Below are 15,364 nucleotides of genomic sequence, written 5' to 3'. Positions count from 1 at the left end.
CGCGGCACCGACCCGCCGCCCAGGCGGGCTAGGACGGGTCGGCGGTGGTGGCGGGCGTACGGACCGAGGCCAGGGCCTCGAGGGCCAGCGGGAAGTCGCGCAGCTCGGCGCGCAGGGCCTCGACCAGCCGGTCGAGCACCCGGCCGGCGACCGCCGGGTCGGCCGTGCGCGAGCCGAGGACGTCGGCCAGCCAACCGAGGGCGTCGCCGACGACGCCGGGCTCGTCGACCACGAGGGCACTGACGACGGTGCCGACGACGACCGGCACCTGGTCGGCGAGGATCTGCTCGGCGTCGACCCGTTGCGGCTGGTCGAGCCCGGCCCAGGCCGCGTCGTCGGCGGTGGTGCGGTGCACGATCGTGCGCGACAGGGCCGCGACCCGCCGGCCCAGCATGGCGGCCTCGTTGTGGCGCGGTCCGCGCAGCGGCGGGGCGGGAGGGACGTGCACCGGGAGGGCGTCGACCGCCGCGAGCAGGGAGTCGATGTCGCCGGCGTGGGCGGAGGCGCCGACCGCGGCGGCGCGGCGCCCCTCGACGTCGAAGGCCTGCCCGCCGACCACGGTGGGGATGCCCGCGCCGTGGGCGACCTCGACCAGGCGACGGACGAACGGCAACGAGGAGGAGATGGAGGCGCTGACGAGCACGGCGCGCACCGGGTGGTCGATGAGGGCGCCCTGGAGCGACTGCGTGGACACGTCGGTGCCGAGGTGGAGCACGCGTCGGCCGCGGTGGGCGATCAGGGTGGCCAGCACGAGCCCGGGCAGGGCGTGCCACTCCCGCTCCGCGCACGCCACCAGCAGGGCCGGGGCCCGGTCGTCGCCGACCAGGTCGGTGCGGGCCAGCAGGTGGCGCACGACGTACTCGCTGACCGCCGTCGCGGCGTGCTCCTGCGGCACCGACCAGCTGCCCTCGGCCCACAGGCGCCCGACGCGGTGCTGGGTGGCGGTGACGACGTGCTCCAGCACGTCGGCGAGGTCGCGGCCCGCAGCCAGCTCGGCGTCGACGACGGCCAGGGCGGCGGCGGCGTCGTTGCAGCAGGTGGCGGCCCAGTACTCCGTCGCGGCCGAGCCGAGCGAGGGAGAGGACCTCGGCGTCATGCGGGCAGCACGCGGACCGCCGCGATGGCGATGTCGTCGCTGTCGTCGCGGAAGGCGGTGAAGTCGGAGACGGCGAGCGCGAGCCGGTCGACCGCGGCACCCGCGGGCGCGCCGGCGAGCTCGGCCAGGACCTGGCCCACCCGCTCCTCGCCGAAGAACTCGCGGTCGTTGCGGGCCTCGGTGACCCCGTCGGTGAAGCAGACCAGGGTGTCGCCGACGCGCAGGTCGAGCACGACCGCGGTGTGCTCGACCTCGTCGAGCAGGCCGAGTGCTGGACCGTGGCCCTCGACGGTCTCGACGCCGCCGTCGGCGCGCACCACCACCGGCGAGGGGTGCCCGGCGTTGACCAGCGCCACCCGCAGGTGGTCGCCGTCGCGGCGCAGCCGGGCGCAGATCGAGGTGGCGAACCCGTCGGAGGGGTCGGTCTCGCTCGCCACGACGGCGTTGGTCAGCCGCATCACGAAGGCCGGGTCGCGGTTGACCAGGCTCGCGGTGCGCACCGCGCTCCGGATGCGCTTGGCGGCGATGGCCGCGGCCACGCCCTTGCCCATGGCATCGCCGATCAGCAGCGTCTGGTCGCCGTCGGGGCCGTGCAGGTCGATGAAGTCACCGCCGACGGTGGCGTCCTGCTCGGCCACCCGGCTGTACGTCGCCACGTCGAGGCCCGCGGTCTCGCCGACGGCCTCGGGCAGCAACGAGCGACGCAGGGTGGCGGCGACGGCGCGGTTCTCGGCCACGACGGCGCACGTGTCGAGGCTCTGGGCGACGACGTCGGCCACCTGCTCCACGACGGCGACGTCGTCGTCGTCGTAGTCGGCGCCGGGGCGGGCCATGACGAGCAGGCCGACGGCCCGGCTGCGCGCGCGCAGGGGGGTGATGAGGAGGGTGGCCGAACGCAGCGCGTCGACCTCGGCCACGACGTCCTCCGTGCCGAACAGGTGCGAGAGGACCTCGGCCCGCTGCGGGGTGTCGGGGGGCAGCACCCAGGTCTCGGCGCCGGTCTGGCGCATCAGGTCGGAGAAGACCTTGCTCTGCGGGCGGGTCACGACGTACTCGTGGACGCCGAAGGACCGGTCGGTGGACGCCGCGGAGACGAACCACTGGTGCCGCTGGTGGAGCGCGACCTGCACGAAGGAGGCGAGGCCGTCGCCGAGCAGCGTGGCGGCGAAGACCTCGACGCCGCGGGAGGGGTGGGTCAGCGAGGGCACCCGACGGGACAGCGCGTTGAGGTAGCCGGCCGGGTCGCCGGTCGCGTCGGCGACGAGCTCGGTGAGCCGTGGCGCGACGCGGTGGGTGGGCGAGAGCTCCCGGCTCTCCCACCGCAGGGCGATCTGGTCGTCGGACACCACCCCACCGTAGCCGCCCGGGGGCTGCCGGGGCTCCTCCTCGCGGGCGCGGCCGCGTCCTCACCCCAGCAGGTGCACGGGCTCCGGGGTGTGGGGTGTGGGGGGCCACCCCGATGTAGGGGTGACAGGTGGTCCCATCGGCGTTCCCAGCAGTTACCTTTGACCCATGGCCCAGTCACCGGAGCACGCGCTGCAGCCGGTGGAGTCCGTCTCGCTCACCATCGGCGACCTGTCGGAGCAGACCGGCGTCAGCCCCGCCACCCTGCGCATGTGGGAGATCCGCTACGGGTTCCCCGACCCTCGCCGGCGCGAGAGCGGCCATCGCCGCTACACGCCCGAGGACGTCGACGACGTGCGGGAGATCGTGCGGCTGCGCTCCGAGGGCCTCCGCCTCGACGCCGCAGTGGCCCAGGTCGTCAGCCGGGGCGACACCCGTCACAAGGTCGCCCACGAGACCGTCGCCCACCGTCCGGCCCCGCCCTCGCACACCGGCGGCGACGCCCGCATCGAGCCGGCCTTCACCGCGGGCCTGACCGAGCCGGCCCCGTCGGTGTACGCCACCGTCCGGCGCCTGCACCCCGAGGTCGCGCCGCAGCAGCTGACCAAGGGCACCCTGAAGCGGTTGTGCTGGGGCATGGAGGACGAGTTCTGCTCCCGCGCCCTGCCCGGCGAGATCTTCGGGTTCTTCCAGGAGACGAAGTACTACCGCGCGAGCCGCTCGCGTTGGACCCAGGTCTCGGCCCTGGCCCACCACGCCTACGCCTTCGCCCAGTTCGACGAGGTCGACCCGGCCAAGGACGAGTTCGGCCCGACGTTGGTCGACCTGCCGCGCAACCACGTGATGACCCGCGAGTGGGTCCTGGTCTGCGACGCCCCCGGGGCACCCGCGGTGCTCTCGGCCTGGGAGCTCCCGGGCCAGCGGGGCGTGGCCGAGGACCACCGGCGCTTCGAGGCCGTCTGGGCGCTCGACCCCGAGGTCGTGCGCCGCGCGGCGCAGGCCTGCGTGGCGGTCGCCGTCGAGCTGGGTGCGCCCGGGTCCGACGCCGTGGCCGAGCGGCTCGCCGTGGCACCGATGTCGGCCGCGCAGCCCACCGCCGCCTCCTCGATGTTCGGGCGCGTCCTGGCCTACACCGAGGAAGCCCCTCGGTGACCGCGTCCGACCAGGAGGCGGCCCAGGCCTCCCGGCCCGGCTGCGTGGTGGTCGTCCCCTTCGGGGTCACCGCCCCGAGCGAGGCCCGCGCGGCCGTCGACACCGACCTCCACGCGCGCGGCTGCGACGACGAGCAGCGCAAGGTCGTCCTGACGGTGCTCACCGAGCTCGTCATGAACGCCCTCCTGCACGGCGCGGGCGGCGAAGCCGCCCCCGAGGAGCTCGACCTCGAGCCCGAGGACGCCGACGAGGTCTCCGGCGTCCTGCGCGTCGCCTGGTCCCTCGAGGAGGACCTCACGGTCACCGTCGCGGTCACCGACTACGGCACCGAGGGCGCCCCGCACCTGGAGGAGCCCGGCGAGGGTGACGCGGGCGGCCGTGGACTGCGCCTCGTCGAGGCGCTGACCACCTCGTGGGGGGCCGAGCGGCGCAACGGCGCCACGACGGTCACCGCGACCGTCCCGCCGCAGGCCTGACGACGGCCTGGTGCGGGTCTGACGACGCGCCGGCGCCGCCGTCAGCGCTCGGGCGAGGGCGGCACCTGGGCGAGGAACGGGATGCCGACCGAGCGGAGCACCCGCGCGGCGAAGGTCCCATCGGCGGCCACGAGGTCGACGGGCGTGCCGGCCTTGAGCGCGTCGGCCCGGGCCGCGGCCAGGATGCCGATGGCGGCGCTGGGCAGCAGGTCGACGTCGGACATCTCGACGTAGCGCACCCGCCCCTGGGCCAAGGTGTCGGCCAGGTGCTCGCGGAGGTCGACGAGCGCGAACTCGTCCACGCTGCCGTGCAGGGAGAGCACGTCACCGGACTCGGTGAAGCTCAGGGGCTGGTCGAACACGGGGCGAGCCTACAAACAGGCCCCCGGACGCCACGACGGACCCCGCCGGTGTGTCCTGCCCGGCACACCGCGGGGGCGTGGTCTGATGTCGCTCGCTCGTCGCGGCCGCGGCGGGTCCGGACCACACACCCGACCCCCAGGAGCGAACGTGGGCGAGCTGGTCATCGAGGCCACCGGGCTGCGCAAGGAGTACCGGGGACGCCGGGGCACCCGGGTCGCGGTGCACGACCTCGACCTCGCGGTCCCCGCGGGCGGGGTCCACGGCTTCCTGGGCCCCAACGGGTCGGGCAAGACCACCACCATCCGGATGCTGCTCGGCCTCGCCCGAGCCACCCGCGGCGAGATGCGGCTCTTCGGCCGACCCGTGCCCCAGCTGCTGCCGGAGGTCGCGCCGCGGATCGGCGCCGTGGTCGAGTCGCCGAAGTTCTCCCCCACCTTCACCGGCCGGCGCAACCTGCTGCTGCTCTCCCGCAGCATCGGGGCGCCCGACAGCCGCGTCGACGCGGCGCTGGCCACCGTCGGACTCACCGGCCGCGACGGCGACCGGTACAAGTCCTACTCGCTCGGCATGAAGCAGCGCCTGGCCATCGCGGCCACCCTGCTCAAGGACCCGCAGCTGCTCGTGCTCGACGAGCCCACCAACGGCCTCGACCCGGCCGGCATCCGCGAGATCCGCGAGACCATCCGGACCCTCGGCGAGTCCGGCGTCACCGTCCTGCTGAGCTCGCACATCCTCGGCGAGGTGCAGCAGGTGTGCACCTCGGCCACCATCATCGGCCGGGGGCGGCTGCTGGCCTCCGGCCCGGTCGAGCAGCTCCTCGACGGCGGCGGCACGGCGGCGTACGCCGTCACGGTGCCCGACCCCGCTCACGCGGCCGAGGTGCTGGCCACCGCCGGCCTGCGGTCGACCCCGACGCCCGAGGGCCTGCGGGTGGAGAGCGACGACCCGGGCCGGGTGAGCCGGACCCTCGGCGAGGCTGGCATCTGGCTGACCGGACTGGTGCCGCTGCGGCGCGACCTGGAGTCGGTCTTCCTCGAGCTGACCGCGGGCGAGGCGCTCCGGCACGAGACCGGGGAGGAGGCGTGAGCGGCCTGGTCCGGGTCGAGCTGACACGGCTGCGCTGGCGGCGGGCCGTCGTGCTGCTGACCCTGCTGCCGATCACCTTCGCCGCGCTGCTGCTGGTCGTGCGCGCCTACGAGACCCGGCCCCTGGGCGCCTCGGACATCGCCGAGGCCGAGCGCATGGCCGAGGAGCAGCGGCAGTACGCCGCCGAGGACCTCGCCCGCTGCAAGGAGCAGCCGGACTTCTACGGCATCCCCGAGGGCGGCGACACCGACGCCCTGTGCGAGGAGTCCTTTTCCTACGAGCCCCGGGTCGAGGACTTCCTCTTCCGCACCCCGCTCTCGATCACGGAGGAACGCCGCGAGACCGGACTCGCCGTGGTCGCCGTGCTGGCGGTGGCGGCACTCCTCATCGGCACCACCTACGTCGGCCACGACTGGAACACCGGGTCGATGAGCAACCAGCTGCTGTTCGAGCCCCGCCGGTCCCGGGTGTGGGCCACCAAGGCCGCCGCCGTCGCCCTGTGGTCGGTCGCGCTCAGCGCGGTGACCCTGCTCGCCTTCTGGGCGGTCCTGCTGGTCCTCGCCCGGTCGCGCGACATCGCCGTCAGCGATGGCGTGGCGGTCGACCTCGTGCAGCAGGGCCTGCGGGGCACTGCCCTGGTCACCGGGGCGGCGGTCGCGGGGTACGCACTGACCACCCTGACGCGCAGCACGGTCTTCACCGTCGCGGCGCTCGCGGTCTTCGGCGTCGCCGGCGGGCTGTTCTTCGGCCTCCTCGGCTCGTCTGCGCTGCGGTGGGAGCCCGCGACCAACGCCTCGGCCGTGGTCAACGGCGTCGCGGAGTACTACGTGCCCGTGCCGGAGTCCTGCTTCTTCGGCACCACCCCGCCCGGGTCCGGCGAGGGCGAGCAGTGCGACGACACGCGCGAGGTCCGGGCCGGCCCGGCGGCGGGCTACCTCGGCTCGGTCCTGGTGGTGCTCGCCGCGGCCAGCGCCGCGTCGTACCGACGCAGGGACGTGCCCTGACCGGACGTAGCATGGACGGAGTGACGACCACTCCCACACCTGCCAGCACCGCACCTGACGGCCGCAAGCTGCTGCGCCTGGAGGTCCGCAACGCCGAGACCCCCATCGAGCGCAAGCCGGAGTGGATCAAGACCCGGGCGAAGATGGGTCCGGAGTACAAGCACCTGCAGTCGCTGGTGAAGTCCGAGGGCCTGCACACGGTCTGCCAGGAGGCGGGCTGCCCCAACATCTTCGAGTGCTGGGAGGACCGCGAGGCGACCTTCCTCATCGGCGGTGACCAGTGCACGCGGCGCTGCGACTTCTGCCAGATCGACACCGGCAAGCCGCAGGCCCTCGACCGCGACGAGCCCCGCCGGGTCGCGGAGTCGGTGCGGTCGATGGAGCTGCGCTACGCCACCATCACCGGCGTTGCCCGCGACGACCTCGACGACGGCGGTGCGTGGCTGTACGCCGAGACGGTGCGCGCCATCCACGAGCTCAACCCCGACACGGGCGTGGAGAACCTCATCCCCGACTTCAACGGCAAGCCCGACCTGCTGCGCGAGGTCTTCGAGTCGCGGCCCGAGGTGCTGGCCCACAACGTCGAGACCGTGCCGCGCATCTTCAAGCGCATCCGTCCGGCGTTCCGCTACGAGCGCTCGCTCGACGTCATCACCCAGGCCCGCGACTTCGGCCTGGTCACCAAGTCCAACCTGATCCTGGGCATGGGCGAGACGCGGGAGGAGGTCTCGCAGGCGCTGCGCGACCTGCACGACGCCGGCTGCGAGCTCGTCACGATCACGCAGTACCTCCGCCCCTCCAAGCGCCACCACCCGGTCGAGCGCTGGGTCAAGCCGGAGGAGTTCGTCGAGCTCGCCGACGAGGCCACGGCGATCGGGTTCTCCGGGGTCATGTCGGGCCCGCTCGTGCGTTCGTCCTACCGCGCCGGTCGGTTGTACCGTCAGGCGATGGACGCGCGCGCGTCCGTCTGAGTCCCCACCGGGCCCGTCGGGCCCGCCCGACCGGCCACAGAGCGAGGCAGCTGCACCCATGGCGAAGGAGCCGAAGGCCCCCAAGGCCGCGAAGAGCAAGGGCAAGACCCCCGCGCTCGAGGACGCCGACCCGTCCCAGATGAACCGGCGCCAGCAGATGGTGCTGACCTACCGCGAGACCAAGAAGACCGACCCCGCCCTGGGTCGCTGGATGCTCGGCGCGTTCGTGCTGTTCGGCGCCATCGGCTTCGGGCTGTTCTGGCTGCTGCCCGGCAGCGGCGTCCTCGGCTGGGTCATGGCCGGCATCGGCGGCGTGCTGATCGGCCTGCTGGCCATGATGGTCGTCTTCAGCCGCCGCGCCCAGAAGGCCGCCTACGTGCGGCTCGAGGGCCGCACCGGGGGGGCCGCGCAGGCGCTGACCATGCTCCGCCGCGGGTGGAAGACCGACCAGATGGTCGCCTTCGGCGGCAACCGCCAGAACCCCGACATGGTCCACCGCGTCGTCGGCCCGCCCGGCATCGTGCTCGTCGGCGAGGGCAACCCCAACCGGGTGCGCCAGCTGCTCGCCTCGGAGCGCAAGAAGCACGAGCGCGTCGCCTTCGAGACCCCCGTCCACGAGGTCGTCGTCGGCGCCGACGAGGGCCAGGTGCCGCTGCCCAAGCTGGTCCGCCACGTCCAGAAGCTCGGCCGCCAGGTCAAGCCCGCCGAGATGACCGACGTGCTCAACAGGATCAAGGCCCTCGACGCCCAGCGCCCCAAGATCCCGCTCCCCCGCGGCCCCGTGCCGACCTCGATGAAGGGCCAGCGAGGCAACCTCCGCGGCCGCTGACGCTCGGTCCCCCACGCGCTCCACCAGGCGCTCCACCGGGCGCTCCACCACGGACCCGACCGATCCCGCACCGGGACGGCCGGGTCCGCTGCGTCCGGCCCGCCTAGGTTCGGAGCCATGACCGGCCTCGAGCACTGGAACGACGCGGTGCGGCTCGCCGAGGACCGCCTGGTCACCGACGGCCCGGAGGGCGCCGACGAGCTCGACGTGGCCACCCTGGCCCGTGCCGCGCTGACCTCCGAGCACCACTTCCGGCGGATGTTCTCCGCCCTGGCCGGGATGCCGCTCGGGGAGTACGTGCGCCGGCGCCGGCTCACCCTCGCGACCGCCGAGGTCGTCGCCGGCCGGCCGGTCCTGGACGTGGCCGTGCGCCACGGCTACACCTCGGCCGACGCGTTCACCCGCGCCTTCCGGGCCTTCCACGGCCTCACGCCGCAGCAAGCCCGCCGCCCCGGTGCGGTGCTGCGCTCGCAGCCGCGCCTCGCCTTCCACCTCCGCATCGAAGGAGCCACCACCGTGCGACACCGCATCGAGCACACCGACCCGTTCCGCCTCGTCGGGCGCCACGCCCGGCTCCCCCTGGTCTTCACGGGCGAGAACACCGCCCTCACCGCCTTCGAGGCCGGCCTGCCCGCCGACCTCGACGCACGGCTGGCCGCCCTCGCCGACGTACCGGGGCTGGCGGGGGTGCTGGCGGCCAGCTCGGGGTTCGAGGAGGGACGGACCGACGGCAGCTCGTTCGACTACCACCGCGCAGCCGCGACGACCCGCCCCGTCGCCGACCTGCCCGCCGACCTCGACGTCCTGGAGGTGCCCGCGCACCAGTGGGTGGTCCTCGAGGCCGTGGGCGACCTGCCCGACGGTCTCGGGCCGGCCCTGCAGGGGCTGTGGGCCTCGGCGTACGGCGAGTGGTTCCCCGCCAACCCCTACCGCACCGTGCTCGGGCCCGAGCTGCTCCGGGTCACCATCAGTGAGGACCGCAGGACCGGACGCGGCGAGCTCTGGCTGCCGGTCGAGCCGGCCTGACCCTCCCTAGCCCGCGAGCGGGTCGTCGATGCTGACCGGCTCGCCCCAGCCGGTGTAGGTGTCGACGAGCACCGAGCCGTCGGCGAAGGTGCGCTCGAGGCGCACCGGCCGGCCGCTGGCGTCGAGCGCGGCCCGGACGTCGACGGGGCCCGACGGCAGGTCCGGCTCCCCGGCCAGGAGCAGAGCCGCGGAGTCGACGGTCCAGCGGTAGCTCTCGACGGGTGTGCCGCCGACGTCGGTGGGGCCGGCGGGGTCGGTGGTGGTGCCCGTGGCCGAATCGAGCTCGGCGGCGAGGGCTGCCAGCAGCGAGAGCTCGGCGGCCTCGGCCAACACCGGCTCGGCCGCGGGCGGCGCGGCCCCGGCCGACCACTGCTGCCAGGCCGGGTCGTCGGCGGTGCGGTAGAACACGTCGTCGCCGACCCGGCGGTACTCCGCGAGGCCACCGGCACCGTCGAGCACCTGGACCGAGCAGTCGGGCAGGAACGCCTGGTCGGGCCCGAGGTAGCGGTAGGTCGCGGCCAGGACGTCGGTGGTGCCGTCGGAGGTCGTGACGGTGACGGTCGAGGTCGGGGTCATCCCGGCGGCGAGGCGGCCGACGAGGTTGGCAGAGGCCACCGGGGTGCCGGCGACGGGCGGGGTGCTCGGGGTGGCCGGCACGGTCGTCGGCGCGGTGGGGACCGTCGGCTCGGCGGCCGTCGTGGGCTCGGGCGGGTCGGTGCCGATGGTCACCGTCGAGCCGGGGATGACGAGGCCCGGCTCCTCGGCCGCGGGCTCGGACGAGCCGCAGCCACCGAGCGCGACCACGAGGCCGAGGGCGGCCAGAGGCGCGACGAGGGACCCGCGCCGGCGCGCGCCCGTGCCGGGACCCCATGTCATGGGGTGACCGTACCCGCGCGGGCGCGCCTCAGCGGCCCTGTGGCCCGCGGGCACCGGCCAGCATGGCCCGGAACGTGTCGACGCGCACCGTGGCGGTGCCGCAGAGGACGTCGTGCAGGCCGCGGCCGTCGGGACGGAAGACCAGCGGCGGGATGACCAGCACCACCAGGAGCTGGCGGGCCAGCAGGCGGAGCGGGCTGAGGGGGCGCAGGACGCCGTCCTCGGGCACGACGCGCAGGCCGAGCACGATCTTGCCGAACGACCCGCCGACCAGCCAGGTCAGCAGGGCCGCCTCGACGGCGTACACCAGCGGTGTGACGAAGGCGGTCGGGCTCCCGGTCTCGCCGTACGCCGCGGGCCCGACGATGAGCACGGTGACCATCGTGGAGGCGATCCAGTCGACGAAGAGGGCCGCGAACCGGCGGCCCCAGGACGCGGTCGGCAGGCCCTCGCTCACGCCCGTGCTCACCCGCCCAGCCTAGGGCGGTCGACCCAGCCGACCCGGATGGGACACCTGTTACACCGCTGAAACAAACCGGATACGGTCGAGAAACCGCTCGCTGGATCAATAGCGAGCACGTCCGGCGCAACGTGGCGACCGGACCACACCCGCGCGTGACAAGGCTGCGCCCCGCGTCCGCAGCCAAGGAGGACGAATGTTCAGCAACAGCGAAGAGCTGCTCAAGTACATCAAGGACGAGGGCGTCGAGATGGTCGACGTCCGCTTCTGCGACCTGCCCGGTGTCATGCAGCACTTCACGGTGCCGGTCTCGTCCTTCGACCAGAGCGTCTTCGACGACGGCCTCGGCTTCGACGGCTCGTCCATCCGTGGCTTCCAGGCCATCAACGAGTCCGACATGTCGCTCTTCCCGGACCCGACCACGGCCTACGTCGACCCGTTCCGCACCGCGAAGACGCTGAACGTCAACTTCTTCATCCACGACCCCATCACGGGCGAGCCGTACTCCCGCGACCCGCGCAACATCGCCCGCAAGGCGCTGGCCTACCTCTCGACCACCGGCATCGCCGACACCGCGTTCTTCGCCCCCGAGGCCGAGTTCTACATCTTCGACAACGTGCGCTACTCCACCGGCGTCAACGAGGGCTACTACCACATCGACTCCGTCGAGGGCTGGTGGAACTCGGGCCAGGAGGGCGACAACCTGGGCTACAAGACCCGACTCAAGGGCGGCTACTTCCCCGTCGAGCCCTACGACCACTACAGCGACCTGCGCGCGGAGATGGTCAAGAACCTCGAGCGCTGCGGCCTCCAGGTCGAGCGGGCCCACCACGAGGTCGGCACCGCCGGCCAGGCGGAGATCAACTACCGCTTCGACACGCTGCTGCGCGCCGCGGACGACGTGATGAAGTTCAAGTACCTCATCAAGAACACCGCGTGGGCCAACCAGAAGTCGGTCACCTTCATGCCGAAGCCGATCTTCGGCGACAACGGCTCGGGCATGCACGTGCACCAGTCGCTGTGGCAGGACGGCGAGCCGCTGTTCTACGACGAGACCGGGTACGGCGGCCTGTCCGACATGGCCCGCTGGTACATCGGCGGCATCCTCAAGCACGCCCCGTCGCTGCTGGCCTTCACCAACCCGACGGTCAACAGCTACCACCGCCTGGTGCCGGGCTTCGAGGCCCCGATCTCGCTGGTCTACTCCTCGCGCAACCGCTCCGCCTCGGTCCGCATCCCTATCACCGGGTCCAACCCCAAGGCCAAGCGCATCGAGACCCGCTTCCCGGACCCATCGGCCAACCCCTACCTCGCCTTCTCCGCGCTGATGCTCGCCGGCCTCGACGGCATCCAGAAGAAGATCGAGCCGGCCGCGCCGATCGACAAGGACATCTACGAGCTCCCGCCGGACGAGATGGCCGAGATCGACCAGGTGCCGACCTCCCTGGGCGCCGTCCTCGACGCCCTCGAGGAGGACCACGAGTACCTGACGGCCGGCAACGTGTTCACGCCCGACCTCATCGAGACCTGGGTCGACTTCAAGCGGACCCAGGAGATCGCCCCCGTGCAGCTGCGCCCGCACCCGCACGAGTTCGAGCTGTACTACGACATCTGATCGTCCAGCGCGGCCTTCCCGGTCGCGCGTCGCACGCGGCCCCCGCGGGGAGCTCCTCGGAGCACCCCGACGGGGGCCGTCGTGCGTGGGCCCTGGTGCTGCGGGTGGCCGCGGGCTGGAGGACCGCGGCCGAGGTCAGCCGGGCCCGGGACCGCCGGGACCGCCCGCGGGGCCCTTGTCGTCCTTCGGCCCCTTGTCGTCCTCGGGCCCCTGGTCGTCCTTCGGCCCGTCCGGCCGGTCGGGCTCGTCCGGCTCCTCGGCCTCGGGCTCCTCGGTCTCCTCGGGCTCCTCGGTGTCCTCCGGGGCGGGCTCGGACGTCTCGTCGTCGGTCGGCTCCTCGGTCGGCGCCGGCTCACTGGTGGGATCCGGGCTCGAGGTCTGCTCGCCCGAGCGCTGCTGGCGCAGGACGGCCCGGAGGGCCTCGACGGCGGAGCGGACGTCGTCGGCCTGGGTGTCGGTGAGGTCGCCGTCGGCCAGCGCGTCGGCGGCGGTCTGCTCGATGTCGTCGAGGGCGCGGCGGGCCTCGCCCCAGCGGCCGGCGACGAGCGCGTCGTCGACCCGGGCGAGCTGGTCGCCGAGCGCGGGGACACGGTCGGCAGCGGAGTCGTCGGACCCGCACCCGGTCGCCACGACGGCCAGCAGCACGACGCCCGCGGTGCCGGAGGCGAGGCGGCGGCGTACGCCGGGGGCGCGGGTCATGCCGCCCCCTCGATCGCGTCGTGCAGCTGCTGCAGCTCCTGGCGCAGCTCGGGTGGGGTGCCGTCGGGCAGCCGGCTCGGCTCGGAGCCCCCGCCGGCGAGCAGCGCGCCGAGGAGCACGACGAGCAGCACGGCCAGCACCGCCACGACCAGCCAGACCAGCCCGCGCCCGCGGCGCGGGGCGGCCGGTGCGGGCGCGGCGGCGTACCCGGGCGCGGGGGTCGGTGTCGGAGCCGGCGTCGGGGCCGGGGTCGGCGTCGAGGTCGGCAGGACGACGGTCGGCGGGTCGACCAGCCGCGGTCGGGGCACGACGCGGGTCGGCTCGGGTGCGCCGTCGCGCAGGCCGACGGGACGGGCCCGCAGCGCCGCGGCGACGGCGGCGGCGTCGGGCCGGGCCGACGGCTCGCGCTCGGTCATGGCGCGCAGCAACCGCTGCCAGCCCCGGTCGACGTGGCGCGGGACCTCGGGGTCGCGGTGCAGCCGGGCCAGGGCGACCTCGGTGCCGGAGCCCTCGAAGGCGCGAGCACCGGTCAGCAGCTCGATGAGCACCAGGCCGAGGGAGTAGACGTCGACCTCGGTGCCGGCCGGCTCGCCGGCGACCTGCTCGGGAGCGAGGTAGGCGGCGGTGCCGATGGCCAGGCCGGTGCGGGTGTGCCGCACGGTGTCGTCGACGAGGCGGGCGATCCCGAAGTCGGCGATCTTGGCGACCTCGCCGCGCACGAGCACGTTGGACGGCTTGACGTCGCGGTGCACGACGCCGCGCCGGTGGGCGTGGTCGAGGGCCTCGGCGACCTGGGCGCCGAGACGGGCCACGCGGTCGACCGGCAGCGGCACGCCGTCGGCGAGCTCGGCGAGGGTGGGCCCGTCGACCAGCTCGAGCACCAGGAAGGGCCGCTCGCCGGTGAACCCGGCGTCGAGGACGGAGACGATGCCCGGGTGGGAGAGCCGCGCCAGGGTGCGCGCCTCGGAGACGAACCGGTCGCGGGAGGCGACGTCGCCCGCGGTCTCGCGCAGCACCTTCACCGCGACGGCCCGGTGCAGGACGGTGTCCTCGGCGACGTGCACGTCGGCGGCACCGCCGCGACCGAGCACCTCGCCGAGGCGGTAGCGGTCGTCGGGCCCGCTGCCGGTCACGATCCGCGGGGTGGTCTCGGTCATCGGGCCTCCTCGGTCTCGGTCGTGGTGGTCGCGGTGGTCGCCGTGGTCCTGGTGGTCGGGGTCGGCGGGAGGCCGACGGGGGTCGTCAGGGGGTCGTCGTCGGGTCCGAGCACCCGCAGCTCGTCGCCGTACGCCGCCAGCGCGAGCTCGACGGCCGACACCGGTCGCCACACGACGAGGTCTCCCCCCTGGGCCCGGAGCCGCCGGTGGGTGGCCAGGACGATGCGGACCCCGACGTCGTCGAGGTCCTCGACGCGCGCGAGGTCGAGCACGACCTGCGAGCAGTCGGCCGACAGGGCGCGGCGCAGGCCCGCGCGCAGCTCGTCGGCCGCGGCACGGGAGCTCGCGACGCGCCCGACGACGGCGACAAGGACACGGCCGCGGCCCACCTCGAGCCGCAGGACCACGGACGGGTCCGGGAGGCTCGAGGTGGGCTCGGTCACCGGTCGGTCTGCCGCGTCGATCAGGCGTCAGAGAGGTCGGCGCGGTCGACCTTGCGGTGGAAGTGCATGCCGGCCAGACCACCCAGGGCGGCACCGACGAGGGCGAGCACGACGACGCCGACGAGCGCGATGCCCGCCTGCAGGGTCACGTCACCGAGGTCGGACGGGATGCGCGGGAACGAGTTGAGCTGGTCGAGCACGTCGTACTTGGCGCCGGCGACGGCGCTGAGGACCGCGACGACCACGGCGGCCACGATCGACCAGCCGAAGACGGCGAGGCCCTGGCGGATGCCGTCGAAGCGCGCCATCCGGCCGGCGACGTACCCGCCGGAGTAGTAGGACAGGAAGACCACGGCGAGGACGAGGACGACCCCGGCCCAGCCGATCTCCTCACTGCTCGCGCCGGTCGCGTCGACGACCTCGGAGGCGCTGGAGACCAGGCCGACGCCGGCGCCGACCGCGGCGACGACGGCGGTCAGGAGCACCGCCATGCCGGTCGCGGTGAGCCAGCCGAAGAACGCGCAGCCGACCTTGATGCCGCCGAAGCGCTCCTCCTCCCGTCGCTTGATCTCGCGCCGGTCGCCGCGGGTCGGGTTGACCGCCGCACTGGTGGGTTCGTGGGTGTCGTGCGCCATTGCTCGCCTCTTCCTGAGGGTTGACGGCCCGCTGGCTCGCAGACCCTTACGTTGTAAACGTCCCGCACCTCGCGGCCGTTGAACCATCAACCAAGGGGTGAACTTCCGGTGAGGGACGTCACCCGACGGCGG

Annotated in this window: 17 protein-coding genes; 8 read left to right on the top strand and 9 right to left on the bottom strand. The window is 74.1% G+C overall.

What is annotated here, in order from left to right; translation table 11 throughout:
- Nucleotides 1-28: 28 nt before the first annotated feature.
- Complete coding sequence (locus FJQ57_RS20585; protein ID WP_139983984.1) at nucleotides 29-1,096, bottom strand: cobalamin B12-binding domain-containing protein; 1,068 nt, start codon at nucleotides 1,094-1,096, stop codon at nucleotides 29-31.
- The gene (locus FJQ57_RS20580; protein ID WP_139983982.1) at nucleotides 1,093-2,442 is read right to left on the bottom strand and encodes a PP2C family protein-serine/threonine phosphatase; all 1,350 of its coding nucleotides are present in this window, start codon (nucleotides 2,440-2,442) and stop codon (nucleotides 1,093-1,095) included. The genes FJQ57_RS20585 and FJQ57_RS20580 overlap by 4 nt, the downstream gene beginning before the upstream one ends.
- Nucleotides 2,443-2,608: 166 nt before the next feature.
- On the opposite strand from FJQ57_RS20580, the gene FJQ57_RS20575 reads away from it, so the two are divergent.
- Both FJQ57_RS20575 and FJQ57_RS20570 read left to right on the top strand, forming a co-directional pair.
- On the top strand, nucleotides 2,609-3,592 hold the full coding sequence (locus tag FJQ57_RS20575; protein WP_139983980.1) for a MerR family transcriptional regulator: 984 nt from the start codon (nucleotides 2,609-2,611) through the stop codon (nucleotides 3,590-3,592).
- On the top strand, nucleotides 3,589-4,068 hold the full coding sequence (locus tag FJQ57_RS20570) for an ATP-binding protein (protein WP_139983978.1): 480 nt from the start codon (nucleotides 3,589-3,591) through the stop codon (nucleotides 4,066-4,068). Before FJQ57_RS20575 ends, FJQ57_RS20570 begins: the two co-directional genes overlap by 4 nt.
- A gap of 41 nt (nucleotides 4,069-4,109) precedes the next feature.
- Here the strand turns inward: FJQ57_RS20570 and FJQ57_RS20565 are convergent, their stop codons facing one another.
- Nucleotides 4,110-4,430, bottom strand: coding sequence for an STAS domain-containing protein (locus tag FJQ57_RS20565; protein ID WP_139983976.1), 321 nt, complete (start codon nucleotides 4,428-4,430; stop codon nucleotides 4,110-4,112).
- Between the two features lie 148 nt (nucleotides 4,431-4,578).
- Here FJQ57_RS20565 and FJQ57_RS20560 point away from each other — a divergent pair, with 148 nt between their 5' ends.
- The 5 genes from FJQ57_RS20560 to FJQ57_RS20540 all read left to right on the top strand — a co-directional run bounded on the left by FJQ57_RS20560 (nucleotide 4,579) and on the right by FJQ57_RS20540 (nucleotide 9,347).
- Nucleotides 4,579-5,517, top strand: coding sequence for an ABC transporter ATP-binding protein (locus FJQ57_RS20560; RefSeq protein WP_246081945.1), 939 nt, complete (start codon nucleotides 4,579-4,581; stop codon nucleotides 5,515-5,517).
- Complete coding sequence (locus FJQ57_RS20555) at nucleotides 5,514-6,521, top strand: ABC transporter permease subunit (protein ID WP_170219537.1); 1,008 nt, start codon at nucleotides 5,514-5,516, stop codon at nucleotides 6,519-6,521. Before FJQ57_RS20560 ends, FJQ57_RS20555 begins: the two co-directional genes overlap by 4 nt.
- Before the next feature lie 20 nt (nucleotides 6,522-6,541).
- Nucleotides 6,542-7,492: a lipoyl synthase gene (lipA, locus tag FJQ57_RS20550; protein WP_246081944.1), complete on the top strand. Its 951-nt coding sequence runs from the start codon at nucleotides 6,542-6,544 to the stop codon at nucleotides 7,490-7,492.
- A 58-nt stretch (nucleotides 7,493-7,550) separates the two neighbouring features.
- Nucleotides 7,551-8,321 (top strand): DUF4191 domain-containing protein, encoded by a 771-nt coding sequence (locus FJQ57_RS20545; RefSeq protein WP_139983969.1) that lies wholly within the window; start codon nucleotides 7,551-7,553, stop codon nucleotides 8,319-8,321.
- A gap of 117 nt (nucleotides 8,322-8,438) precedes the next feature.
- Nucleotides 8,439-9,347: an AraC family transcriptional regulator gene (locus tag FJQ57_RS20540; RefSeq protein WP_139983967.1), complete on the top strand. Its 909-nt coding sequence runs from the start codon at nucleotides 8,439-8,441 to the stop codon at nucleotides 9,345-9,347.
- A 6-nt stretch (nucleotides 9,348-9,353) separates the two neighbouring features.
- Here the strand turns inward: FJQ57_RS20540 and FJQ57_RS20535 are convergent, their stop codons facing one another.
- Both FJQ57_RS20535 and FJQ57_RS20530 read right to left on the bottom strand, forming a co-directional pair.
- Nucleotides 9,354-10,223, bottom strand: a complete 870-nt coding sequence (locus tag FJQ57_RS20535) for a hypothetical protein (protein WP_139983965.1) — start codon at nucleotides 10,221-10,223, stop codon at nucleotides 9,354-9,356.
- A 28-nt stretch (nucleotides 10,224-10,251) separates the two neighbouring features.
- The gene (locus FJQ57_RS20530; protein ID WP_246081943.1) at nucleotides 10,252-10,692 is read right to left on the bottom strand and encodes an RDD family protein; all 441 of its coding nucleotides are present in this window, start codon (nucleotides 10,690-10,692) and stop codon (nucleotides 10,252-10,254) included.
- A gap of 187 nt (nucleotides 10,693-10,879) precedes the next feature.
- On the opposite strand from FJQ57_RS20530, the gene glnA reads away from it, so the two are divergent.
- A complete protein-coding gene (gene glnA / locus FJQ57_RS20525; protein WP_139983963.1) occupies nucleotides 10,880-12,298 on the top strand; it encodes a type I glutamate--ammonia ligase in 1,419 nt (472 codons plus the stop codon).
- A 135-nt stretch (nucleotides 12,299-12,433) separates the two neighbouring features.
- Here the strand turns inward: glnA and FJQ57_RS20520 are convergent, their stop codons facing one another.
- From FJQ57_RS20520 to FJQ57_RS20505, 4 genes are read right to left on the bottom strand one after another with little or no spacing between them, the layout of a single operon-like run.
- Entirely contained in the window at nucleotides 12,434-12,997 is a 564-nt protein-coding gene (locus FJQ57_RS20520; RefSeq protein WP_139983961.1) for a hypothetical protein, read from the bottom strand.
- Entirely contained in the window at nucleotides 12,994-14,154 is a 1,161-nt protein-coding gene (locus tag FJQ57_RS20515) for a serine/threonine-protein kinase (RefSeq protein ID WP_139983959.1), read from the bottom strand. The genes FJQ57_RS20520 and FJQ57_RS20515 overlap by 4 nt, the downstream gene beginning before the upstream one ends.
- On the bottom strand, nucleotides 14,151-14,597 hold the full coding sequence (locus tag FJQ57_RS20510; RefSeq protein WP_170219536.1) for an STAS domain-containing protein: 447 nt from the start codon (nucleotides 14,595-14,597) through the stop codon (nucleotides 14,151-14,153). Before FJQ57_RS20510 ends, FJQ57_RS20515 begins: the two co-directional genes overlap by 4 nt.
- 20 nt (nucleotides 14,598-14,617) lie before the next feature.
- Nucleotides 14,618-15,232, bottom strand: a complete 615-nt coding sequence (locus tag FJQ57_RS20505) for a hypothetical protein (protein WP_211349223.1) — start codon at nucleotides 15,230-15,232, stop codon at nucleotides 14,618-14,620.
- Nucleotides 15,233-15,364: the final 132 nt, after the last annotated feature.

This window comes from Nocardioides litoris (assembly GCF_006346315.1).
Taxonomy (GTDB): Bacteria; Actinomycetota; Actinomycetes; order Propionibacteriales; family Nocardioidaceae; genus Nocardioides; species Nocardioides litoris.
This window is presented reverse-complemented; position numbering and strand designations above follow the sequence as displayed.